Origin of the sequence: Solibacillus sp. FSL W7-1436, from assembly GCF_038007305.1 — a bacterium.
In the GTDB taxonomy this organism is placed as follows: domain Bacteria; phylum Bacillota; class Bacilli; order Bacillales_A; family Planococcaceae; genus Solibacillus.
Window position 1 is genome coordinate 1641362 of sequence record NZ_JBBOWV010000001.1, and the last position, 24943, is coordinate 1666304.

The 24943-nt window shown below is 40.0% G+C and carries 22 protein-coding genes and 2 riboswitches; of the genes, 17 read left to right on the top strand and 5 right to left on the bottom strand.

Going from position 1 to position 24943, the window contains the following annotated elements; all coding sequences use genetic code 11:
- The first annotated feature begins 29 nt into the window (after positions 1-29).
- The 13 genes from MKX73_RS08260 (at position 30) to MKX73_RS08320 (ending at position 15104) form a co-directional block, all read left to right on the top strand.
- The gene (locus MKX73_RS08260) at positions 30-1364 is read left to right on the top strand and encodes a YjiH family protein (protein WP_340717019.1); all 1335 of its coding nucleotides are present in this window, start codon (positions 30-32) and stop codon (positions 1362-1364) included.
- 24 nt (positions 1365-1388) lie between these two features.
- Entirely contained in the window at positions 1389-3050 is a 1662-nt protein-coding gene (gene hutU / locus MKX73_RS08265; protein ID WP_340717020.1) for a urocanate hydratase, read from the top strand.
- A 45-nt stretch (positions 3051-3095) separates the two neighbouring features.
- Positions 3096-4325: an imidazolonepropionase gene (hutI, locus tag MKX73_RS08270; RefSeq protein WP_340718869.1), complete on the top strand. Its 1230-nt coding sequence runs from the start codon at positions 3096-3098 to the stop codon at positions 4323-4325.
- Positions 4322-5287 carry an agmatinase family protein gene (locus tag MKX73_RS08275; RefSeq protein WP_340717021.1) on the top strand — a complete coding sequence of 322 codons (966 nt, stop codon included), beginning with the start codon at positions 4322-4324 and terminating at the stop codon, positions 5285-5287. The genes hutI and MKX73_RS08275 overlap by 4 nt, the downstream gene beginning before the upstream one ends.
- A 343-nt stretch (positions 5288-5630) precedes the next feature.
- On the top strand, positions 5631-5903 hold the full coding sequence (locus MKX73_RS08280; protein WP_340717022.1) for a hypothetical protein: 273 nt from the start codon (positions 5631-5633) through the stop codon (positions 5901-5903).
- On the top strand, positions 5890-7095 hold the full coding sequence (locus MKX73_RS08285; protein WP_340717023.1) for an RtcB family protein: 1206 nt from the start codon (positions 5890-5892) through the stop codon (positions 7093-7095). The genes MKX73_RS08280 and MKX73_RS08285 overlap by 14 nt, the downstream gene beginning before the upstream one ends.
- A 214-nt stretch (positions 7096-7309) precedes the next feature.
- Entirely contained in the window at positions 7310-8893 is a 1584-nt protein-coding gene (locus MKX73_RS08290) for a sensor histidine kinase (protein WP_340717024.1), read from the top strand.
- A gap of 5 nt (positions 8894-8898) precedes the next feature.
- Positions 8899-9588, top strand: a complete 690-nt coding sequence (locus tag MKX73_RS08295) for a response regulator (protein WP_340717025.1) — start codon at positions 8899-8901, stop codon at positions 9586-9588.
- Positions 9589-9766: 178 nt separating this feature from the next.
- Positions 9767-10786 carry a Bug family tripartite tricarboxylate transporter substrate binding protein gene (locus tag MKX73_RS08300; RefSeq protein WP_340717026.1) on the top strand — a complete coding sequence of 340 codons (1020 nt, stop codon included), beginning with the start codon at positions 9767-9769 and terminating at the stop codon, positions 10784-10786.
- 58 nt (positions 10787-10844) lie between these two features.
- Complete coding sequence (locus MKX73_RS08305) at positions 10845-11309, top strand: tripartite tricarboxylate transporter TctB family protein (RefSeq protein ID WP_340717027.1); 465 nt, start codon at positions 10845-10847, stop codon at positions 11307-11309.
- 19 nt (positions 11310-11328) lie between these two features.
- Entirely contained in the window at positions 11329-12855 is a 1527-nt protein-coding gene (locus tag MKX73_RS08310; protein ID WP_340717028.1) for a tripartite tricarboxylate transporter permease, read from the top strand.
- An 89-nt stretch (positions 12856-12944) separates the two neighbouring features.
- Positions 12945-13910, top strand: coding sequence for a quinone oxidoreductase family protein (locus MKX73_RS08315; RefSeq protein WP_340717029.1), 966 nt, complete (start codon positions 12945-12947; stop codon positions 13908-13910).
- A gap of 138 nt (positions 13911-14048) precedes the next feature.
- Positions 14049-15104 (top strand): nitric oxide synthase oxygenase, encoded by a 1056-nt coding sequence (locus MKX73_RS08320; protein ID WP_340717030.1) that lies wholly within the window; start codon positions 14049-14051, stop codon positions 15102-15104.
- Between the two features lie 43 nt (positions 15105-15147).
- Here the strand turns inward: MKX73_RS08320 and MKX73_RS08325 are convergent, their stop codons facing one another.
- Both MKX73_RS08325 and MKX73_RS08330 read right to left on the bottom strand, forming a co-directional pair.
- Complete coding sequence (locus tag MKX73_RS08325) at positions 15148-15702, bottom strand: restriction endonuclease (protein WP_340717031.1); 555 nt, start codon at positions 15700-15702, stop codon at positions 15148-15150.
- A gap of 60 nt (positions 15703-15762) precedes the next feature.
- Positions 15763-16962, bottom strand: coding sequence for a CynX/NimT family MFS transporter (locus MKX73_RS08330; protein ID WP_340717032.1), 1200 nt, complete (start codon positions 16960-16962; stop codon positions 15763-15765).
- Between the two features lie 142 nt (positions 16963-17104).
- A riboswitch (Lysine riboswitch) is annotated at positions 17105-17285 on the top strand.
- A gap of 251 nt (positions 17286-17536) precedes the next feature.
- On the opposite strand from MKX73_RS08330, the gene MKX73_RS08335 reads away from it, so the two are divergent.
- The 4 genes from MKX73_RS08335 (at position 17537) to MKX73_RS08350 (ending at position 22245) form a co-directional block, all read left to right on the top strand.
- Positions 17537-18994 carry an amino acid permease gene (locus MKX73_RS08335; RefSeq protein WP_340717033.1) on the top strand — a complete coding sequence of 486 codons (1458 nt, stop codon included), beginning with the start codon at positions 17537-17539 and terminating at the stop codon, positions 18992-18994.
- A 228-nt stretch (positions 18995-19222) separates the two neighbouring features.
- Complete coding sequence (locus MKX73_RS08340; protein ID WP_340717034.1) at positions 19223-19918, top strand: RNA 2'-phosphotransferase; 696 nt, start codon at positions 19223-19225, stop codon at positions 19916-19918.
- Between the two features lie 125 nt (positions 19919-20043).
- Positions 20044-20145, top strand: a riboswitch (purine riboswitch).
- 148 nt (positions 20146-20293) lie between these two features.
- Positions 20294-20866, top strand: a complete 573-nt coding sequence (locus MKX73_RS08345; RefSeq protein WP_340717035.1) for a xanthine phosphoribosyltransferase — start codon at positions 20294-20296, stop codon at positions 20864-20866.
- Between the two features lie 89 nt (positions 20867-20955).
- A complete protein-coding gene (locus MKX73_RS08350; protein ID WP_251690507.1) occupies positions 20956-22245 on the top strand; it encodes a nucleobase:cation symporter-2 family protein in 1290 nt (429 codons plus the stop codon).
- Positions 22246-22396: 151 nt separating this feature from the next.
- On the opposite strand, the gene MKX73_RS08355 is transcribed toward MKX73_RS08350, so the two are convergent.
- From MKX73_RS08355 to MKX73_RS08365, 3 genes are read right to left on the bottom strand one after another with little or no spacing between them, the layout of a single operon-like run.
- Positions 22397-23953, bottom strand: a complete 1557-nt coding sequence (locus MKX73_RS08355; RefSeq protein WP_251690508.1) for a DUF7305 domain-containing protein — start codon at positions 23951-23953, stop codon at positions 22397-22399.
- Positions 23953-24390 (bottom strand): type II secretion system protein, encoded by a 438-nt coding sequence (locus MKX73_RS08360; RefSeq protein WP_251690509.1) that lies wholly within the window; start codon positions 24388-24390, stop codon positions 23953-23955. Before MKX73_RS08360 ends, MKX73_RS08355 begins: the two co-directional genes overlap by 1 nt.
- A 20-nt stretch (positions 24391-24410) precedes the next feature.
- Positions 24411-24917: a type IV pilus modification PilV family protein gene (locus MKX73_RS08365; protein WP_251690510.1), complete on the bottom strand. Its 507-nt coding sequence runs from the start codon at positions 24915-24917 to the stop codon at positions 24411-24413.
- Positions 24918-24943: the final 26 nt, after the last annotated feature.

A 24943-nucleotide genomic window follows, 5' to 3' on the forward strand; every position in this document is an offset into this window, starting at 1 on the left:
TAAAATGGAAATTACAAAGGAGTGGTGGGATGACAAAGTACCAGGAGGAACAGGAACTGCCAAAAGTTGGACAGTTTGAAGTGAGCATTTTCATGAAAATGGTGTTTTGCAGTTTAATCGGAATTTTTAGTTTTTTTATCACATTTGAATGGAATGGGAAAACATCGATTTTAATCGACCATATCGTAAGTGCTTTCACGACATTCGCACCAACGCTAGTAAACGGGTATGTGTTGATTCTTTTAGTACTAGGTGCATTTTATCCATTTGTCACTAAAAAGTGGAATACCACAAAAGTAAACATGGTGTTATCGATTTTTAAATTGGGCGGACTTGTTGCCGGGGTTATGCTTATTTTTGGATTTGGTCCGGCATGGTTGTTTAATCCGGATATCGGTCCATTTTTATTAGAGAAACTTATTAAGCCGGTGGGTCTGGTCATTCCGATTGGATCGGTATTCCTGGCAATGCTCGTTTGCTATGGCTTACTTGAATTTATAGGGGTACTCATGCAGCCGGTAATGAAACCGATTTTCAAAACGCCTGGCCGTTCAGCAGTCGATGCGGTAGCCTCGTTTGTGGGCAGCTACTCGGTAGGCTTAATATTGACGAACCGTGTGTATAAGGAAGGAAAATATACAGCAAGAGAATCTGCCATTATTGCGACAGGCTTCTCTACAGTGTCGGCTACTTTTATGGTAGTCGTCGCGAAAACACTGGATTTAATGGAATACTGGAACTTATTTTTCTGGGTGACATTGGTTGTGACATTCGTCGTTACTGCAATTACAGCTCGGATTTATCCGTTAAACAAAATTAAAGATGAATATTATGAAGGCTCGACACCTCAGCCTGAAAAGATCGTAAAAACGGATCGTTTAAAAGTTGCTTGGGCAGAAGCGGTAGAAGCAACAAAGACAAACCCGTCTTTACCTAGAAATTTATACATCCATTTAAAAGAAGGCTTTATTATGGCGATGGGGGTCATCCCATCCATTTTATCCATTGGACTATTAGGAATGGTATTGGCGATTTATACACCGCTGTTTGACTGGCTGGCATATATTTTCGCGCCATTTACGTATTTACTGCAAATTCCAGATCCGATGCTGACAGCTAAAGCACTGTCATTATCGATTGCGGAAATGTTTTTACCGGCAATGATTGTAACCGAAGCAGTTCTTGTAACGAAGTTTATCGTAGCCGTTATTTCGATTTCAGCTATTTTATTCTTCTCAGCTGTCATTCCGGTTATTTTATCGACAGACATCCCGTTATCAATTCGCCAGATGCTCATTATCTGGTTTGAACGAGTTGTCTTAACACTCATTATCGTTACGCCAATAGCATTTATCTTATTCTAACTTCAAATTAAAGGAGAGATTTTTATGGTATATAAAACAAACATCCGTGCACCACGTGGTTCCGAGCTTTCATGTAAAGGGTGGACACAGGAAGCGGCAATGCGCATGCTGATGAACAATCTGGACCCGGAAGTAGCGGAAAATCCTGATGAGCTGGTTGTATATGGCGGTATCGGAAAAGCGGCACGTGATTGGGAAAGCTATGAAAAACTCATTGCAACATTAAAAGAACTGGAAAATGACGAAACGATGATTGTGCAGTCCGGAAAACCGGTCGCAGTGTTCAGAACACATGAAAATGCACCGCGCGTACTGATCGCCAACTCGAATCTGGTGCCTGGCTGGGCGAATTGGGACCATTTCTATGAGCTGGAAGAGCGCAACTTAATGATGTACGGGCAAATGACGGCGGGCTCATGGATTTACATCGGGGCACAAGGAATTTTGCAAGGCACGTATTTAAGTTTTGTAGAAGCCGGGAAAAAGAAGTTTGGAACTGCCGACCTGCGTGGTAAGTGGATATTGACTGGTGGTATGGGTGGTATGAGTGGTGCCCAGCCATTAGCGGGAAAAATGGCGGGAGCGGTCATTTTAGTTGTTGAAGTGGACCGTGCACGAATCGAACGTAAAATAAATGAAGGCTACTGTGATTACCTTGTCGAAACAGTAGATGAGGCGATTGAACTTGTTAATAAGTTAACAGCTGCAAAAGAACCGGCATCAATTGGTTTAGTCGGAAACTGTGCGGACATTAACCGCGAGCTGTTAAACCGCGGCATGATCCCGGATTTCGTGACAGACCAGACATCTGCCCATGACCCGATCAACGGCTATATTCCAAACGGGATGACGTTGGAGGAAGCACTTCAATTGCGCAAAACGGATGTGAAAACATATGAGCGCCGTGCAAAGGAAACAATGGCAGAGCATGTACGGACAATGCTTGAATTCCAGCAGGCAGGTGCGGAAACATTCGACTACGGAAACAATATCCGTGCGTATGCAAAGGAAATGGGTGTGGAAAATGCTTTTGATTTCCCTGGTTTTGTACCTGCATATATTCGCCCGTTATTCTGTGAAGGAAAAGGACCGTTCCGCTGGGCAGCACTGTCAGGCGACCCGGAGGATATTTACAAAACGGATGCTTTGGCGAAGGAAATGTTTGCTGAAGATACAGCATTAGTAAACTGGATTGACATGGCACAAAAAATGGTGAAATGGCAAGGCTTACCTGCCCGAATTTGCTGGCTGGGATATGGCGACCGTCACCGCTTTGCCCTAAGAGTGAACGAGATGGTCGCAAACGGTGAATTGAAAGCGCCGATTGTATTCGGCCGCGATCATTTGGACTCCGGATCCGTCGCTTCGCCAAACCGTGAGACAGAAGGGATGCGGGACGGATCGGATGCTGTATCAGACTGGCCATTATTAAATGCGCTCGTCAATACGGCAGGTGGTGCAAGCTGGGTGAGCATCCATCATGGCGGCGGTGTAGGAATGGGTTATTCGCAGCATGCCGGCCAAGTACTTGTAGCTGACGGCACAAAGCTGGCAGCAGAAAAGATCAATCGCGTGCTTATTTCAGACCCGGGTATGGGGGTTGTACGCCATGCAGATGCAGGCTACGACATTGCAGTTCGCACAGCAAAAGAAAAAGGTATCAATATGCCGATGCTAAAAGGATGATGAACTTTGGCTATTTTAATAAACAATGCAAATGAAGTATTAACAATGGAATGTGATGTGAAGTTACCGCGCCGACGTGAGCAGATGAGCGAGCTCGGCCTGAAAAAAGAGGTAAGTGTATTAATCGAAGGCGACCGTATCGCAATGATTGCACCTCTTGATGAGATAAAGCAGGAATATCCGCATCTAGTAAGCGATGCCGAGGTAATTGATGCACGAGGGAAGATTGTCATGCCCGGCCTTGTTGACTGCCATACACATTTAGTGCATGGAGGGACTCGTGAACATGAGCTGAATATGCGCCTTGCCGGAAGGTCCTATATGGATATTATGAATGCAGGCGGCGGGATTCACTATACGACGACAAAAACACGTGAAGCGAGTTTTGATGATTTATATGACAAAACCGTTCAGCACTTAAACGAGTTTTTGCGTCACGGTGTTACGACGGTTGAAGCAAAATCGGGCTATGGCCTTGATCTTGAAAATGAAATGAAACAGCTTGAGGTTGTGAAAAAACTGCAGGCAGAGCATGTGGTCGATATTGTTTCGACTTTTATGGGTGCACATGCTGTTCCGAAAGAATTTAAAGGTAATGAAGATGAATTCGTAAAAATTATTATCGAGCAGATGATTCCGAAAGTGGCGGAGCTGGAGCTTGCGGAGTTCAATGATGTCTTTTGCGAAAAAGGGGTATTCACACCTGCGCAATCCCGCCTGATTTTGGAAGCGGGGAAAGCATATGGGCTGACACCGAAAATTCATGCAGATGAAATCGAGCCGTATGAAGGTGCCGAACTCGCTGCTGAAGTCGGGGCCATCTCTGCAGAGCATTTACTCGTTGCTTCAGATGAAGGAATTGCTGCAATGGCAAAGGCCGGGACGATTGCTGTGCTCTTGCCGGGAACTGCCTTCTTTTTACGCGCACCGTATGCAAGAGGCCGCCTGATGGTCGATAGTGGCGTACCTGTAGCGATTTCAACTGACTTTAATCCAGGCTCGTCTCCAACGATCAGCTTGCCGTTCATTCAAAATTTAGCATGCATGAACATGGGAATGACGATGGAAGAAGTGCTTTGTGCAACGACAATCAATGCTGCCCATGCGATAAAACGCGCCGACCAGGTCGGTACGCTCGAAAAAGGAAAACAGGCAGATGTACTGATTTTGGACGTCCCGAATTATAAGCAGCTTCAATATTTTTACGGGATGAATCATACAGACACTGTTATTAAAGCAGGAAACGTCGTTGTGAAAGGTGGCAGCTTACTGTGAGCGCTTTTCTAGTAAGCCCGGCAACTTCTTGGAATCGGGCGGAATCTGAAGACATGAAGGTAAAGGACTGGATTGTCCCGAGCTATGGGGAGCTTTCGGAATCCTTTGATGTTGTCATAACAGGGGTCCCGCTGTCCCGCTCGTCGATCAGTGCTTCCGCAGCTTCGGAATATCCGGATTTTTTCCGTAAAAGCTGGAATCTGTTTACGACGTATTCGATCGATGAAGATGTTGATATTCGTGAATTGCGGGTCGCTGATGTCGGTGATGTGAAAATGCACGGTACGAATATTTTAGAGTGTCATGAAAATATCGAACAGGCGATGACGGATGTATTGAATGATTGCCCTGATAGCTTCTATGTACAAATTGGAGGCGATCATTCCATTACTGCACCGGTTGTAAGAGCATTTGCCGGTAATTCCGGCAAACAAATCGGTATTTTGCAGTTCGATACCCATCTGGATTTACGTGATACTGAATCAGACGGACCGACAAACGGCACGCCGATCCGCCAGCTGCTGGACGCTGGGGTAGTACGAGGCGAAGATGTGTACAATATCGGGCTGCACGGTTTTTACAATGCCCCGAGCCTTATTAGGACCGCAGACCATTATGGGGTAAATCGTATTACATTAAAGGATTTCCGTCGTCGTGGCGCGGAGGCCGTAATCGCGAATATCATGGAGGAGCTTTCTGGTAAAGTGGATCTTGTTTACGTGACGGTAGATATGGACGTACTTGATATTGCCTACGCACCTGGAGTTCCTGCCTCCACACCAGGCGGCATGCGGACAGATGAGCTGTTCGATTTGCTGTATGAAGTAGGGAAGTACGAAATGGTAAAAGGTATGGATTTCGTCTGTGTCGATCCGCATCGTGATACACGTGAATTGCAGACGGTAAAAGCCGGAGTGTACGCGTTTTTAACGATGCTGGTATCGAGATTTGTTCATTTGTAATAGTGAGGGTAATGGACTGTTTGAAAAGTGTAAGCGCTTTTCGAACGGTCCGTTTTTTATTAAGGAGAGGTTTGATTTTCTAATAAAGTTAAGAGATTGTCTAATATCCGTCCCCAAGTTTCTAATAAACCGGTCATTTTCTAATAAAACATATAGATCATCTAATATCGATCCCCGATTTTCGAATATAGCGCCGAAAGTTTCAAATATCACCTTCGTTACTTCTAATATACTTCTAAATCTTCTAATAAAAGCCGGCTGCTATAAAAGGAAAAATTTATGAAACTTCTTCTCGCCTCCAATCGTAAATAGTAACAATTACTTTCGCAAAGGGAGGTCTGGCATGAAACGTAAAATTCTTTTCGCATTCATCGGGGCACTGCTCTTACATATTTTATATTTCGCTGCACAGCTGTTAATCGGCTTAGTTCAAACATTTTTCTTCAAGCCGCAATTCGCACCAGATACAGTTGGGCTGCAATCGGAATTGTCATTCGGTTTTGTTAACGGAGGCTCCGCAATCTTCCTACTTGGAAGCTATATCGGGGTGGCATTTCTTATATTCGCAGTACTCAGTATAAAAGAGAAAGGCGTGAACAGCATTGATCGAAATTAACGGGAAATATACAAACGCGAAAATTTATACGAACACACCGCAGGAAGCGGCAATTCAGCAAATTGATGAACTCGTCAATCAGTCGTTTATGGAAGGAACAAAAGTGCGGATTATGCCCGACTATCATGCCGGAAAAGGCTGTGTCATCGGTACAACGATTCAGTTGAATGACCGCGTCGTACCGAACCTCGTCGGTGTTGATGTAGGATGTGGGGTACTTGTATCGGAAATCGGTAAAGGCGAAATTGATTTTAATGAACTCGATACAACAATCCGGCGTTTTGTACCGAGCGGCAATGAAATTCATGAAACGGCACACAATCTAAAAGACGCAGAACGTTTTGCCAATGAAAACTTCATCGCACGTGGCCTGCAAAATGAGTATACAGGACGCTCGCTAGGTACATTGGGCGGCGGCAATCATTTTATCGAACTTGCAAAAGATGAGACGGGCGTTCACTATTTATTGATCCATACGGGCTCGCGCTATGTCGGGGCAAAGGTGGCAAACTGGCATCAGAAGCGTGCATTTGAGTCATTACAGCGCGAAGATTTATCCGAAAGAATTGCGGCACTGAAAGAAGCAGGAAACAGCAGAGAAATTCAGAAAATGATTAAAGCCTATAAGAATGAAAATCCGATTGTGCCAAAGGATTTGGCTTATTTAGAAGGTGAACTGTTCCAGGATTATATTGCAGATATGAAACTGGCACAGCGTTTCGCTCATGAAAACCGGATCCATATTGCCAAGACAATCGCGGAAAAGATGAAGTGGGAGTTCGCGGAGCAGTTTGATTCCGTACACAATTATATTGATACGGATGCTATGATTTTGCGTAAAGGGGCAGTGCGCGCGGCAAAGGATGAAAAGCTTGTCATCCCGATGAATATGCGGGACGGTTCTCTTATTTGTATCGGAAAAGGGAATGCTGACTGGAACGAATCCGCCCCACATGGAGCAGGCCGGATTTACTCGCGGACAGCCGCAATGAAAAACTTGTCGATGGATGATTTCAAACAGACGATGCAAGGAATTTGGACAACTTCGGTAAGTGAAGAAACGCTCGACGAAGCACCAATGGCCTATAAGCCGATGCAGGAAATCGTCGATCAAATTGGAGAAACGGTGACAATCCAGAACCACGTGACACCGGTTTATAATTTCAAAGCGAGTGATAAATGGAAGAGATAGTTAGTAATTAAGCTTACTTTATAAAAAGGACAATGTAGCCATTTGGTGCCGTTAATTATTCGGCGCCAAGTGGCTTAGTCATTTTCCGCCGAGTACTGTAATCGAGTATATTGACCATGTACTACAGCCACTTTTCTTAATTGTTAGAATTAATGGAATATTCTTATGATATAATCATCTAAAGTATCACTGCCAAAAATAGAGGTAATAGCATATGGAAAGAAGCTCGTTAAATTTTCGTTTTTTTAAGTATAATACCATTCTAGCAATAATGATTTTAGTCATAAGTTTATTTTTAACCTATTTTATTATCGGAGAAATTGTAGAAAAGGAAATGGGTGAGCGGGCACTGGGTATAGCAAAAGTCGCCTCGGAACACCCAGCCATTATAGAAGGACTGAAGCAACCCCAAACATCATCCGAAATTCAAGAAGTTGCGCTAAAGTTTCAACAAAATGCCAATGCTGAATATGTCGTTATTGGAGATGAAAATGAAATCAGGTATGCACACCCCGTAAAAGAACGAATCGGGGAAAAAATGGTTGGTGATGATAATGCCAAAGCACTAATAGATGGAGAAGTTTACGTTTCTATTGCGGAAGGGACATTAGGTAAAGCATTACGCGGTAAGGCGCCTGTAAAAGATGAAAGCGGGAAAATCATCGGTGTCGTTTCGGTTGGCTTTTTATTTACCGATATCTTTTCAGCAAATATTATTTATTCCAAGTATTTAATAGTAGTATTTTTTATTACCATTATATTATCGATTATCCTGGCCACTTATTTCTCCAATAAAACAAAAGCACAGCTATTGGATTACGAGCCGCAGGAAATTGTAAAAATATTGTCAGAGCGAAATGCTATATTAGAATCGATTCGAGAAGGAATTATTATGGTTGATCGAAACGGTAATATTACATTGATTAATCAATCTGCCAAGGCGATTTTAAGAAGTGGACAATCTGAGATAGGCAAAAATATTAGTGAAGTTATTCCGAATACACATTTAATTAAAGTTATGGATTCTGGCCACGAACAATTAGACCGGATGATGACCATTAATGGTGTGAAAACTTTAGTAAACCGTGTTCCGATTATTAATAAGGGGAAAGTAACCGGTGCGGTGTCCAGTTTTAGACCTTTTGAAGAAATTGACTTAGTTGCAAATGAACTATCACAAGTAAAACAATATATCGAATCCCTTCGAGCGCAAACACATGAGTACAATAACTTTTTATACACGATTTCAGGGTTGATTCAACTGAAGGAATATGATGAAGCACTATACTTAATTCACTCTGAGCGAATTGGGAACCATGCGCTAATATCCTTTTTGAACGAAAAAATACAAGATACGTTTATTTGTGGTTTAATCATAGGATTCTATAATAGAGCAAAAGAGTTAAAAGTTACGTTATTACTAGATGAAGATAGTTTTTGTGGGAAACTGGGTCAACATCTGGAAAAGCATTTACTCATTTCAGTCCTAGGAAATTTAGTTACGAACGCCTTTGAAGCGGTAGAGCATTTAGATGAAGAAGAGCGTATTGTACGGATTTATATTTATGAAGATGAAAAAGAGGTTATTTGTGAAATTGAAGATTCAGGGAATGGTATTGATGAACAGGTAATCCACAGCATATTTGAAAAAAAGCAATCCACAAAAGGCGAAGAACATCGTGGCTACGGTTTGTATATTGTCGATGAAAACTTGAGGAAATTAAATGGTTCAATCGCAATTGAACGAGGAGAATTAGGAGGGGCACTATTCATTTTTTCAATTCCAAAAGAGGGGTGAGAAATATGGGGAATACAATTGAAGTATTAATCGTTGAAGACGATATCCGTATTGCTCAAATACATGAAAAGTTCATTGAGCAAATTGAAGGTTTTAAGACGATAGGAATGTCTCATACAGTTGAAGAGGCAAAAATTTGGCTGGATACAATAAAACCAGACTTGATTTTGCTTGATATATACTTTGCCGATAACCTGGGGACAGAACTAATTGATTATATTAGGCAAAAAGATATGGATACCGATATTATTTTAATTACGGCAGCAGCGGAGGTTGAAATTGTAAAGAAAGCATATGCGAGCGGTGTGATTGATTTTTTATTAAAACCTTTAACACTACAGCGTTTCACTGAATGCCTTCTCAACTATAAAGAGAAAAAAACAATTTTAAACTCCACCGACCGGTTGCAGGCCGAAGATATTAAAAAATTGTGGAATAACCTTACATATGCAGGTGAAATTGATAAGGGAAGCAATCCAAAAGGCATTGATTCCGTGACGAAAGGAAAAGTCGTAACCTATATTCAAAATTGTGATGAAGGAATTACTGCTGAAAAGCTTGGCAATGAAATAGGGATAAGTAGAACAACAGCGAGGCGTTATTTGGAACATCTAATGGATGAAAAGGTGATTTTTGTTGAGCATATTTATGGGTACGTTGGCAGACCGGAGCGCAGATACTTTATAAAAAAATAAATGAACATGAGCATGTCGTAAAAAAGACATGCTCTTTTTTTATGCCGTGAACAATATGAACAATATAACCAGTATGAAAATAAAAGACAATAGTTTCGTTATATATAAAAAAGACACAATATCACTTTTAATTAAGATAACGCTTACATAACGCGTAAAACAGAAGGGGGACTATTTTATGACTTTGAAAAAAAAGCTACTAACTTTATTTTCAGCAGCGGCGTTAACACTTACATTAGCAGCTTGTAATGATAGTGAGGGGACATCATCAGGCGACAAAGATTATCCAACAAGCAACTTAACAATCGTGGCACCATCAGGGGCTGGCGGAGGATGGGATTTAACATCTCGTTCCATTGCAAAAGTAATGAACGAAACAAAATTAATCGAAAAACCAATAACAGTAGAAAATAAACCAGGTGGCGGCGGTGCCGTATTCATGGCAACATACGCAACGAAAGAAGCTAAAAACGATTATATGTTAATGGTAAAGTCACCGCCGATTTTAATTAATAACTTAAAAGCGGAAGGTAATAGTCCTTACGGTTATAAAGATACGACACCTTTAGCGCAGCTAACAAAGGATTTTGGTGCAATTGTTGTCCGTGCTGATTCTCCATACCAAACGTTAACAGATTTATTGGATGCTGTTAAAGCAGATCCGACAGCACTTACAATGGCTGGCGGTTCAGCTCCGGGTTCAATGGATCACTTAGTTACAATTTTACCTGCATACGAGTACGGCATTGACCCTAAAGCAGTAAAATATGTTTCTTATGATGGTGGCGGGGAAGCGATGGCAGCATTATTAGGAAATAACGCCGATGCGATCGGAACGGATATTTCAACTGTAACACCTTATGTGAAGAGTGGAGACGTTCGAGTATTGGCAGTTACATCACCAGAAAAATTAGCGCTTGAGGGTCTGGAAGAAATCCCGACATTATATGACTTAGGGATTGAGTCAGAGTTTACGATTTGGCGCGGTATTTTCGGACCGAAAGATATGTCTGATACAGCTAAGGATTATTGGGTTGAAAAATTAACAGAGTTAAATGATAAAGAGGAATGGAAAGCTGAATTAGAGCGTAACGGCTGGGAACAGGACTTCCGTGTAGGCGAAGATTTCACGAAATTCCTTGAAGAACAAGAAGGAACGATTACAGAAATTTTAACAGCTTTAGGTATGCAAAAATAATTAAACGGTGATGTGGGCATATAATTGCCCTCATCTGCTTTATAGGAGGTGTACAACGATGAATTTAAAATTTGACCGTGTTGCTAGTGTTGTATTTTTGATGCTAGGAATACTGATTATCGTCGAATCCCAAAAAATATCTGCAAGTGCATACGGCTCTCAAATTGGGCCGAGTACATTTCCGTTTGGATTAGGAATAGCTTTAATTATATTAAGTATTTTACTATTTTTTGAAACGGTTCGTCATAAGGCAATATATAAAAGTATTGAGGATAAAGAAGGGGCGAAATTCTCTAATTATAAGCAATTTCTAATTATTTTTATTTCAGCAGTTGCTTATGCATTTTTACTTGAAAAACTAGGATATTTAGTTACGACCTTTGCATTTTTATTAATTTCATTCCAAACACTTGAACGAGGAAAGTGGGTTAGCTCGATTATAGTGGCAGCTGCGTTTTCAGCAATTATTTACTTCGGCTTTGTGAACGTATTAGGCGGATCATTACCTAAATTCCCACTCTAAATAGAAAGGAGGAGCTGATATGTCAACGGTACAGTATTTATTAGACGGGTTTGCTATTGCTTTTCAGTGGCATAATATTTTATTCGCATTATTAGGTGTAATTATTGGAACAGCAGTAGGCGTATTACCAGGAATTGGACCAATGAGCGGTGTCGCATTATTAATTCCTGTTACGGCTACATTAACATCTGGTTTACCAATAGAAATGGCTGCAACTAGTTCAATCATCTTGCTAGCCGGAGTTTACTACGGTGCAATGTATGGTGGATCTACAACATCTATTTTATTAAATACACCAGGCGAATCTTCTTCAGTTGTTACGACGCTTGACGGGTATCAAATGGCACGTCAAGGAAGGGCTGGAGCTGCCTTATCTATTGCAGCAATCGGTTCGTTTATCGCCGGTATTATTGCGTTGATCGGGTTGGTTCTGTTAGCCCGACCATTATCTAAAGTAGCAATCAATTTTGGTCCGGCAGAATATTTTTCGCTAATGCTGTTAGGGTTGGCAGCGGTAAGTGGTTTAGCGGGGAAATCGATAACAAAGGCATTAATTATGACTGTTCTTGGCCTACTCCTAGGAACAATTGGAATAGACGCTGTTTCAGGAATTGCCCGATTTACATATGACCAGCCGGTTTTATTTAGCGGAATTGAATTTTTAACAATTGCTGTAGGTTTATTTGCATTAGGTGAAGTCTTCAAAACGATTTTTGAGAAGGATGGCAACGATGAGCCGATTGCAAAAATTAATCGTATTTTACCTACAAAAAAGGATTTAAAAGATAGTGCAGCACCAATTGCTCGTGGATCATTCCTTGGCTTCTTTTTAGGTGTACTACCAGGCGCTGGAGCGACACTTGCTTCTTTCTTTGCTTATATTACAGAAAAGAAGATCAGCAAAGAACCAGAATCATTTGGTAAAGGAAATATTGCAGGGGTTGCTTCACCGGAATCTGCGAATAATGCGGCGTCAGGTGGAGCGATGATCCCTTTATTAACATTAGGGATTCCGGGATCAGGGACGACAGCTATTTTAATGGGTGCGTTCATTATGTACAATATTCAGCCAGGTCCATTATTATTTGAGGAACATCCAGATGTAGCGTGGGGCTTGATCGCCAGTATGTTCCTTGGAAACTTAATGCTGCTTGTATTGAACATGCCATTAGTTCGTGTATTCGCTAAAATTATCCAAACACCGAAACGATTTTTACTGCCTATTATTATTGCAATTTCATTTTTCGGTGTATATGCAGTTCAATATACGACGTTTGATTTATTCTTACTATTAGGATGCGGTGTTGCAGGCTACTTCTTTGCGAAAAATGATTTCCCTGTTGCCCCATTAGTTTTAGCGCTTGTGTTAGGTCCGATGATTGAAAATAACATGCGACGTGCTTTAACGATTTCAAATGGAGAATACAGTATTTTCGTAGCAAAACCACTTTCATTAATCTTCTTGATTGTTGCAGTTTTATGGATACTAATTCCGATTCTTATGAAATTACGTGGAAAAAATGTAATTATTAATGAAGAAGGATGAGTTAAGCTATTAAGTCGTGTTTAACAGAGAGTTGCCGTCCGAATTTGGGCGGCTATTTTATTTGAAATAAATAAAGGGGAGTGAGTGAAATGAAAAGTGTGCGTCAATACAAACCAGGAGCGGCAGATGTTTTAATTTTGGAAGATGCGGAGATACCGGTAATTCAACAGGGAGAAGTATTAATACAGGGGCTATATACGAGCGTAAATTATGCTGATATTAAAACTCGAATAGGTAATAAAGGTCAAAGTACATTTCCTATCACATTAGGCTTAGATATTGTAGGGCACGTTATCGAAAGTAAATGTGCGGCATTTCAAAAAGGAGATTATGTTTTCGCATTCCCTAAAGAGGGTTCTTATCAGCAAGTAGTAGCGGCGAAAGAAACGTTAACCTTTAAAATTCCCGAAGCAATCGACCCATTACAAGCTGCTGCTCTACCAACAGTGACTATTTTATCTGAGATTTTACTTAATCAGATTGGTGAAGTACAAAAGGAAGATACAATTGTCGTGCACAGCGCGGCTGGTGGAGTGGGGACAATGCTTGTTAAGTTGGCAAAATATTATGGGGTCTCGAAAATTATTGGAACTGTTGGTGATTTGAGTAAAAAAGATTATGTTCTAAGCATAGGTGCTGATGATGTGTTTACTTATGACAGCTTTGTAGAAGGTGTTAAGCAACATACTAATGATAAAGGGGCACAAGTGATTTTTGACTCAGTCGCTGGTGATGTGACAAAGGCAAGTCTTGAATGCTTAGCTAATTTTGGCACATTAGTTCAGTTTGGAAATAGCAGCGGAAAGGCTGGCGTAATATCAACAAGCGATGTGCATAATAGCTGCCGAAACATAAAAGGTTTCAGCTTAGGTACAACTCGTAAGGAAGCCCCGGCTCGATTAGCTCCTGTAGTTGAGCGAATCATTCCATTGTTTGAAAAAGGGCAATTAAGCGTTCCGATTGCACGAGTATTCGATTTAGAGGAAGTCCGGGAAGCACATCGTCTAATTGAAAGCAGAAAGCATCAAGGGAAGGTTTTAATTCGTCTTTTATAAAATGAGCCCTATTAATTATCAATCCGAACTTTATGAACAATTTTAGTCATGTATGAAATATACATGTTTTAACCGGTTGTTGTTTCATTGAGTTTCTCTTTCTAAGAGGCCAAAATAAGGCTAGAAGGGGATGAAACAATGGCAACAACGACTACTGTATTGCATGAACGGATAGATTTCCTTACTTTATATAAAAAAGAAACAAACAAGACAGAAGAGTGGCTGAAAAAGCGGCTGGAAGAGGCTCAGCTTCCGGATTTCACCTTAACGTCAGATGAGCTTACACATGGGGCGCGGGTTGCATGGCGCAACAGCAATAAATGCATCGGACGACTGTTTTGGAATAGCCTGACCGTGTTTGATGAGCGCCATTTACTTAGTGAACAGGATATTTATAAAGCGCTAATCAACCATATTGATTTTGCTACCAACAACGGGAAAATCAGACCGGCCATTACACTGTTTGAACCGGAGCGTGTACGCATTTGGAACCATCAGCTAATCCGCTATGCCGGATATGAAACAGATGATGGGATTATTGGTGATTCCGATTCGCTCGAGTTCACGAAAATATGTGAAAGGCTCAGCTGGGAAGGTGCACGTACAAACTATGATGTTTTACCGCTTGTAATTCAAGTGGAAGACCGGGAGCCGATGATATTTGACATTCCGAAAGAGCATGTACTGGAAGTGGCGATTACCCATCCGGAGTATGATTTTTCGCCGTTGAATATGAAATGGTATGCGGTTCCGATTATTTCAAGTATGCGTTTTAATATTGCAGGAACTGATTTTCCGGCAGCACCGTTTAACGGTTGGTATATGGGAACAGAAATCGGGGCGCGCAACTTGGCGGATACGTACCGCTATAATTTCCTGCCGAAAGTGGCCGAAACAATGGGACTGGACACTTCGATGAATGCGTCGCTTTGGAAGGACCGTGCACTTGTCGAACTGAATGTTGCGGTTCTTCATTCATATAAAAAAGCGGGCATTAGTATTGTCGATCATCATACAGCCGCCCAGCAGTTTCAGCTGTTTCAAAAGCAGGAAAATAAGAGCGACCGGGATGTAACGGGAAATTGGGTATGGTTAGTACCGCCATTGTCTCCTGCAACGACGGATCTGTATCATGAACCGATTGCCAACAAGATCAAAAAACCAAACTACCTATACCAGCAGCAGCCATATTAAAAACAGGTGTGCAGGAAGCGAAAGCCTCTGCACACCTGTTTCTTTATCTTTTGTTCAAGATAATCTGAATCAATTCCTCACGATCGATCAGATAAACGTCATTGATGTCGGCAAGTTTTTCGGCCTGGCGTGTAAAATGACTGTTTGTGACAACCCATGCTTCAGTTGCCTCATACATCTTCACCGCACCGATAATTTCCTGTACCGCTTTTACACCAACCGTACCGGAATAGCGTTTTGCCTGCACTGCAATAATATCTTTACCGTCCTTCAAAATAAGGTCGGCACCGTAGTCACCGCTCGTTGCAGTATAGCTCACTTTAAAACCGCGTCGTTTAAATAACTCCCCTAAAAATCTCTCGAAATCCTCACCGGTCATTTTATCGACTTCGCGAATGCCGGACTTTCGTAACTTCCTCGTCTTCAGCGATCTTAGCCAAATTTTAAACGCGATATATAGTACGAAATAAGCGACAATTCCAATACCGATGCCTTCAGCCGTTCGCATTACATAAAAACCAGCTGCACCAGCCGATGCGATGAAAAATAGCGGGATGACCGGCAGGCGTTTTTTATTTCGTCTTCTCTTTTTACGCAAAGTTCTGTACTCCTTTTATTTATTACCGCTATTATATCACAAAAGGGTACATACGTTTGGTTATACCATACGATTGTTTGAGCTCATATAGGAAGCGAAAAGTAACAGCACAGAAATCAGGATAAACAGCAAAATCGGAATTGACCAGCTGTCCGTCAAGTCATGGACGTATCCGAACAGAACCGGTCCGATTGCGGCAACGAAATAACCGATTGACTGTGCGAAGCCGGAAAGTTCAGCCGCATCATACGCTGTCTTTGTACGCAATGAAAACAGCATCAGTACTAAACCAAACGAAGCCCCGCCTGCAAAGCCTAATAAGATCATCCATACGACTGCTAGGCTTGTCCATTCCATCAACACACCAGTAAAACCGACTAAGTAACATATCGTAAAGAAAACGACGATTGGACGTTGTGAAGCAATTTTACCGGCGATAATCGGGATAATAAATGTCATCGGAATTTGCGAAAACTGCATAACGGAAACCATCCAGCCGGACGCTGTAGCATCAAGGCCTTGGCTAATAAAAATTTCCGGTATCCACGCAGACGAGCAGTAAAATATAAATGATTGAAAGCCCATTGCTCCAGCGACTGCCCAGGCAAGCGGGGATTTCCACATCTGCGTTTTCTTTGTTTGCGAAGAGGGCATATTTAATTCGACCTTTTCCTGACGCAAAATCGGCAGCCAAATCAGCATTGTAAGAATACCTAAAATAATCGTAATACCAGCTGCGATTTGCCAGCCTGCACTTGCAGCAATCGGATAACTAAAGCCTGCAGCAAGTCCGGAAGAAATGTTCATTGATACGGAATAAATCCCTGTCAATAAACCGATATGTAATGGGAATTTCCATTTAAAAAAACTAGGGATAAGGACATTACCAAATGCAATGGCGACCCCGATTAATATTGTTCCTAAAACGAGTAAGGATGTTGCCCCAAGTGAACGCAATACGATCCCTACACATAGCAGAATGACGGAATAAAATAAGGTCCATTCCATCCCAAACTTACGCGCAATTCGTGGTGCAAATGGTGAAACGACCGCAAAGGCAATTAAAGGGATAGTCGTTAAGAAGCCCGCAAGAAAGTTCGATATTCCAAGGTCGTCACGAATAAATGAAATAATTGGACCGATTAACGTAATCGGTGTACGTAATGTTGTCGCAAATAAAAATACGGCAACCATAAAATAGATGAGTGTTCTGTTGGATAGTATTTTTTTGCTATTTTGATTTAATTGTTCTGCGTCCATATTAATTCTCCTTTTGACTAGTAATATAGTTTTAAGTAGTGTGAATACTCTTAAAAAACAGAATAAAGTTGAAGCCATTGCTATCAAAAAAATGTTATGTTAGACTTTTAATCAATTAAATAAAACATTACCTCATGTAGATGTATGAGGTAGAGGTCGCAATCATTAAGACTAGTATAGCTGAGATTAGGAAGAATCGGTGAAGCTTTATGAAAGGAATGGTTGCCGAAGTGTTATTTTTCTTCTTGAAAATAATGCTGGGGCTGTTTTCGATAAGGAACAGAACTGTCACATGTGTGAGCATGTGTTGAGCTATCTTTCAAGTTTGATGAGGTGTAAATATAACCATCACAAAAACTTGTGGTGGTTTTTCTTTTTACAGATTTATTCGAGAGTGGCTAAAAAGTTTCGGAGAGCGGCTAAAATTACAGGACTTTGGCTAAAAAACTAGCTCAATGGACTAATAAACGTATAAATTTGACTAAAAAACTAGCTCAATTGGCTAAAAAGTTAAAGCAACTAATGGACAGCCGCCTTATTACAACGGTATTGGCTAAAATAAAGGAGTTTTATCATGAGTGAGATTAAAATAGATCAGCTCGATAATAAAAACGGGTTGAAAAAGAGTTTGAAAAGTCGCCATGTAACGATGATTTCACTTGGCGGAACAATCGGTACAGGTTTATTCTTAGCATCAGGTGGTGCGATTGCACAGGCAGGTCCTGGCGGGGCATTGCTCGCATATGCACTGATCGGCGTTATGGTGTATTTCCTAATGACATCATTAGGGGAAATGGCTGCCTATATGCCAACATCCGGTTCGTTTAGTACGTATGCAACAAAATTTGTGGATCCGGCACTAGGCTTTGCGCTTGGCTGGAACTATTGGTACAACTGGGCAATTACAATTGCAGCAGAAATTGCGGCTGTTTCGTTAATTATGAAATACTGGTTCCCGGACAGTTCTTCAATTTTATGGACAATTTTATTTATTGTAGTCGTTTTATCATTTAACTTAGCATCTGTAAAAGCTTTCGGTGAAGCGGAATACTGGTTTGCGATGATTAAAGTCGCGACAGTAATTGTCTTCATCATTGTCAGCTTCTTAATGATTTTCGGAATTTTAGGCGGGAACGATCCGGTCGGCTTCACAAACTTCGTTAAAGACGACGCACCTTTTAATGGCGGTTTCCTGGCATTGTTCGGTATTTTCCTTGCAGCCGGTTTCTCATTCCAAGGTACGGAAATGCTTGGGGTAACGGCAGGGGAAACAGATGACCCGGGCAAAAATATTCCAAAAGCTGTACGTTCAGTATTCTGGCGTATTTTACTGTTCTACATTTTCGCAATTGGTGCAATCGGATTGCTTATTCCGTATACGGATTCACGTCTCCTTTCAGAAGATATTGCGACAAGTCCATTTACATTAGTATTTGAGAACTTAGGTGTAGCGTTTGCGGCATCTGTTATGAACGCGATCATTTTAACGGCGATGTTATCTGCAGGGAACTCAGGTTTATATGCAGCAAGTCGTATGCTTTACCAGTTAGCGGTAGAAGGAAAAGCACCGAAACTGTTCATGAAAGTAACTTCACGCGGTATTCCGATGTATGCATTATTAGCAACATTGGCAGTAGGTTCATTAGCATTCCTCGCATCATTTTTCGGTGACGGAGTAGTGTACATCTGGCTATTAAATGCTTCTGGTATGTCCGGCTTCATCGCCTGGCTCGGTATTGCGATCAGTCATTACCGATTCCGTCGTGCCTATGTCGCACAAGGACATTCACTGAGCGATTTACCGTATGTATCAAAATTCTTCCCATTCGGTCCGCTATTTGCGTTTGCCCTATGTATGATTGTCGTACTAGGTCAAAACTATATGGCCTTCATGGGCGGAACGATTGACTGGTACGGTGTTGTCGTTTCATATATCGGCTTACCACTGTTTGCGGCTTTATGGTTTGGCTACAAATTTAAACACAAAACGAAAATCGTTCCTTTAAAGGACTGCGATTTATCGAATAATTAATTTCTGGAACGTAATGTGAGCTTCGAGGCTTACATTGCGTTTTTTTGTTTATGAGGATTATTTGTCCTGAATTGAGGAATAAGTGAGAGTGATTGAGGATTATGCTAGACTGTTTGAGGATAATCTGTACAAAAGTGAGGAATAATTTCTTCAAGTATGATGACTGCAAGAGTGGTATTATAGAAGAAACAAAAATTGAGTACCATTGAACAATAAGGAAGTGAAAATATGCCTATTTCAAAAGGTTTCTATAAAAAAGTATACCCATGGTTAATAGGAGAAGAGAGCAATGATGTGTTGTACCGACCGTTCCTCACAAAGGGAAACCCGTATAAATCACGCATTTTCCTAGTAAGTTCATATGCGGTGCCATTATTTAAAGTGGAAGACCGAAGCGAACAGATTTTTGCGGAGTCGTTAATAAACAGAGAGCTTTTCCATGACCTTTATTTAAGGGAAATTAAAGGGGCCCCCCGGGAATTCAAAGGCTCATTGCAGTTTGAAAACTGGCTGGAAAAACAGCACCAGGAAACGCTCATTTATACATCGTTAAATACGTACCAGCTGGAATCGGCGGTTGAAGCGAAAGCAGCTAAAAAAGAGAATACAGCCAATTTTGAGCGGGGAAATCTCATTTTTAAAGAAGTACTGGACGAGTTTCAGCCGGAAATTATTATTTTGCAGGGGACTGCCGCATATGAGCAATTTAAAGCGCGGTATGCTGATCGGTTAATCATTTTTAATGAAGATGTGACAAAAGTTCAATTACTGGAACAGACCGGCCCATTCGCGGAGATGGTTTATGAAGATGGCAAAAAAGTGTCGATTTTCGTTACCCGCAGCATGAGCTACTTCGGTGCGGACGTTTCGAAGTTCGAACAATTTAAAGAGAATTTAGCTAAAATCTTAGAAAATAATGCCTAAAACCGAACATTATACTGAATAAATTTTACTTTTTAACTAAATTTCCGAAAAATAAGAATAATTTAATTATTTAAATGTTATTGCAAACTATCATTTCCATGATTATAATTGGAACATTCATATTGTTAAATTAAATATTCGCCACTCATATAATAGCAAGAATAAGGCTTGCAAGTTTCTACCGGTTTACCGTAAATAAACCGACTATGAGTGAAGCATGCTTAATGAATGTATTTGTCCAATTATTATAGATTTGCACAAAACATTTGTTATTACTTTTGAACTTACTCGGAAGTCTTGCTCCACTCATCGTAGGGAGCTTGCCTTTCGAGTTTTTTGTTTTTGTTTACATTCAAATGGGAAGGAGCTTTTATTATGAAGCTTTTAAAGGAAAAAATAGAAAAAGAGGGCCAAGTGCTTTCAGATACAGTGTTAAAGGTAGATTCATTTTTAAATCATCAGATTGACGCATTATTAATGAAAGAAATCGGCGACGAATTTGCGAAGCGTTTTTCGGACCAGATCATTACAAAAGTATTGACGATCGAATCATCCGGTATTGCACCTTCCACTTTTTTAGGCCTGACACTTGGTGCACCAGTTGTCTTTGCCCGTAAACGCAAATCACTGACATTAACGGACAACCTGTACACATCAAAAGTACATTCATTCACAAAAAACGAGACAAACGAAATTTCCGTATCAAATAAGTTTATTACGGCGGATGATAATGTCGTGATCATTGACGACTTTTTAGCGAATGGTGAAGCGTTAAAAGGCTTAATCGACATTGCGAACCAGGCAGGTGCAACAATTGTCGGAGCAGGCATTGTCATTGAAAAAGGTTTCCAAGAGGGCGGAAAAATGTTACGCGAGCAAGGACTGCGCATCGAATCATTGGCAAATATTAAATCATTGGCAAACGGCAAAGTAGAATTTTACGATTAATCTAGCAGCTCACATTTTTAAAAGGTAATACGTTCAGACGATGTAAATTGACTCAGCAAGAGTACACCTATATTGGAGGAAAACTTTTTATGAATAACACGAAAGCAACAATGCTCGGGATTCAGCATTTGTTGGCAATGTATGCAGGAGCCATTTTAGTACCGTTAATTATCGGTGGGGCATTAGGGTTCAGTTCAGCACAAATGACGTATTTAGTAGCGATTGATATTTTCATGTGCGGGGTGGCAACACTGTTCCAAGTATGGAAGGGGAAAGTGATCGGCATTGGGTTACCGGTTGTACTGGGCTGTACATTTACAGCGGTAAGTCCGATTATCGCAATCGGTTCTGGCGGCGGCTTAGGTGATGTTTACGGCGCGATAATTGCTTCAGGTATTATCATTGTATTAATCGGAGGCCTTTTCGGGAAATTGATTAAATTCTTCCCGCCTGTTGTAACAGGTTCGGTCGTAACGATTATCGGAATCAGCTTAATTCCGGTAGCTATTAACAATATGGCTGGTGGACAAGGGGCAGCAGACTTTGCATCAGGTTCAAATGTGGCACTAGCGTTTATTACATTATTAATTATTTTAGTAATTTACCGCTTCACAGTTGGCTTCGTTCGTGCGATTGCAATTTTACTAGGTATGGTGTCAGGAACAGTAATCGGTATTTTCATGGGCAAAGTTGATTTTGCCCCGGTTGTTGAAGCATCTTGGCTGCACATTATGCAACCATTCTACTTAGCAACACCGACATTCAATGCTTCTGCTATTTTAACGATGACATTGGTGGCGATGGTATCACTAGTTGAATCAACAGGTGTTTACTATGCATTAAGTGATATTACAAAAAAAGATTTAACTTCAAAAGATTTATCTAAAGGGTACCGTGCAGAAGGACTAGCATCGATTATCGGTGGTATTTTCAACGCATTCCCGTATACAACATTCTCGCAAAACGTAGGACTGATCCAAATGTCAGGCGTACGCGACCGCAAAGTAATCTTCATTACAGGCGGTATGCTGGTAGCACTTGGATTCCTGCCAAAATTAGCAGCATTAACTACTATTATCCCAACACCAGTACTTGGTGCAGCGATGTTGGCAATGTTCGGTATGGTTATTACACAAGGTGTTAGAATGCTAGCACCAGAAATCGCAAAATCAATGGAAAACGCAATGGTCGCAGCACTAGGCGTCGGTCTAGGAATCGGCGTTGCAACAGTACCAGGCATTTTCGAAAACCTTCCGTCATGGATGTCGATTTTGACTTCTAATGGGATTGTTGCGGGATCTGTAACGGCGATATTCTTGAATGTGTTGTTTAATATGGTCGGGACGAAGCGTGTTGATCCGATGCATGTGATGGAGTAGGTAGAGCTAATTTAAAAAGAATCCCACAAAAGAGCTAGGTAGTTGACTCTTTTGTGGGATTTTCTTTTTTAAAAATATGAAATGAAAATATTTTTATCTAGCATTCTATTAGTAATCAATAAAGTTTAACAACCTTAACGTAAAATTACAGTTAGATTTCATACATAGGAGATTCTGTTAGTAAATCAACAGCTGGCTGATATTGTATAGGATTATTAGGCGTGACTGGAATTGGGATGATACTGTCTCCATAATTAATCGATACACCTCCATCTGCGTAAATTGTTTTGGCAAGTACAGTGCCGGTAATATTTCCACCTTGTGTAAGGTTAATCTTTGCATGGGGAGCAATAATATACTGACCATTCGTTGGGACACCCCCAGAAATAGAGATATTTCCCCCGCCAGAATAAATATTTCCTTTTAAAGCTGCTCCTCCAGTAAGTGTTAAATCGGTTGTTTTTGTATAAAAGGAACCGAAGAGGGAAGTTTCGTTTGAAAACGTTACTGCTGATGTTCCCTGATAATAAAAGTTTACCTGACCAGGTTTTCCATTATTATTGAAAGAGCCTTTAATATCGATAGAATCTTTCACGAAAATATTTAGCTTACCCGAACCTATAATTTTGATATGTCCTTGGGTAATATCTAGTTTATCTATATATAAATTAATATCTTTATTACCGATATTTAATGTAATCGTATTGTTTTCTCTTACTTTAAAGCTCTTAAAATAAGTATCTTTATTTAAGTTTAATTCATATTTATCCGTCATCCAGTTTGTTGCTAAAAAATTGCCATCTTTAATAATGTCAGTTTTATTGGAATTATCTTTTATGACTTCGGTATTAGGTAAAACAAGATTAGTCACATTATTAAAATCTATTGAAGGGAATGGTGGTAAATAGTCATTAAGGTTAACTGAAATAGGAGTTACGGCGATGTTACCAGTGATAGAAGCCCCTTCATCCAATTTTACTATGCCACCACTGGCAACATCTCCGTATATTATGGCTCCCCGAGTTAATGTTATGTTGCTGCTTGTTACTACCGTCATATCTTTAATCTGTAAACTAGGTGGTGATGGGTTTCCCCCGTTACCATTTCCCCCTCCTACAGGCGGGGGAGCGTTAAGATCAACTAAAATTGTTTGTTCGAGTGTACGTTTCTTAGAAGGAGCATTTACTAAAAAACCTTTAGAGTTGATTGTAAATTCACAACTAATGGTTTTAGCAACAGATTTACAAATCCCCTTTATTGTTGTCTTAGCAACCGGTTGCTCTTTAAACTGCTGTGAAAATTTATCGTAAGTATTTTCATAATAAATATCATTATTAATATAGCTGCATTTTTGTTTTTGAATTTCTTTATTATATTCAGTACAAAAACTAGATTTGATAATTGAGTTATAATAACTATCAAAGCTGTCATATACAGTTAAAATACGCTGTTGTTCTTCATAAGTTAAAGCATTCATTTGTGAAATAGTAGTTGAGTGAATAGTTTTCAAGGTCTTAGAGATTTTTACTTTCTCTAAATTGATCCCTGCCTCGGCAATATAATAAATTGATTGATCAAAACGTTCATTAACTGTTGTTTTATTAGAATTGGTGGTAATTGTAAAGAGCCCTAGAGCAATAACAGATAGGAGTACAATAGTTAAGATTGTTAAAAGTAAAGTATTGCCTTTAGTATTCAAATACTTCATTATTTGTCTCCTTTTCTAAATGCTATTGTTGTAGTGTAGTCCTGATTATTTAAAGTAAAATATATTGAAACCGTATGTTCATTCCAACTCATATTAAAATCTTCAATATTATTTACAATAATGACATCATTACGTGACAATGTCTTAGTTTCCGAATTGTAAGTGTAATTAAAAAGTAAGTTATCATTTTCATCCATAAAGAGATATGGATTTTTGGAAGGATTAATTTTATAACTTTTTCTGATATCCTTGGTAATTTGTTTAAGCATAAAGGCAGCATCATTAATTTGAAAAGCTTCAGCAGTCTGCTCCTTATTTTGTTCGACAGATGAATTTAAGGTACTAAAGACTAATATCATCACAATAGAAAATATAACAATAGCAGCTAAAGTTTCTACCAATGTAAAGCCGATATAATTTTTAAAGTATCTTTTCATTTTATCTCCTTCCTAAAAATTTATCGCCAAATATAAATATTTTCAATATTTGCTTTTATAATGTTGGATGGCTTTTCTAAAATTTCAATAGCAACATTTGCTGTATTAGTATAATGACAGAGCGTAGAAATTGTTAAGTTTATTGTATATTGCTTTTGAGTGTCATTCCGATCTGAATCTCGAGTATATGAATAAACTTTTTCATAAGCAGTCGGATCATCCGGTAATTTTTTGGAACAAGTGTTAACGTGCACCATGGGTTTCTTTAATTGATAAGTAACAGCATCTATAGCTAGTGGTGTATTAGTTAGCTTTGACAAAGAATTAGGAGAGGTTGAAAAAATATAAATCCTTTCCATTTCTGTTTGAGCTAAATAAACTGCCTCGTGTATAGTCTCTGACTGAACATTTGTTTTTTTTGTTTGTAAAAGTAGGCTGAAAAATGAAATTAAAATAATTGTAACTAATACAATAGAAGCTACTACTTCTACTAGAGATATTCCGTTGTCTTGCCGTAAAAATTTCATTTTAACGACTCCTCTTTATAAGATTG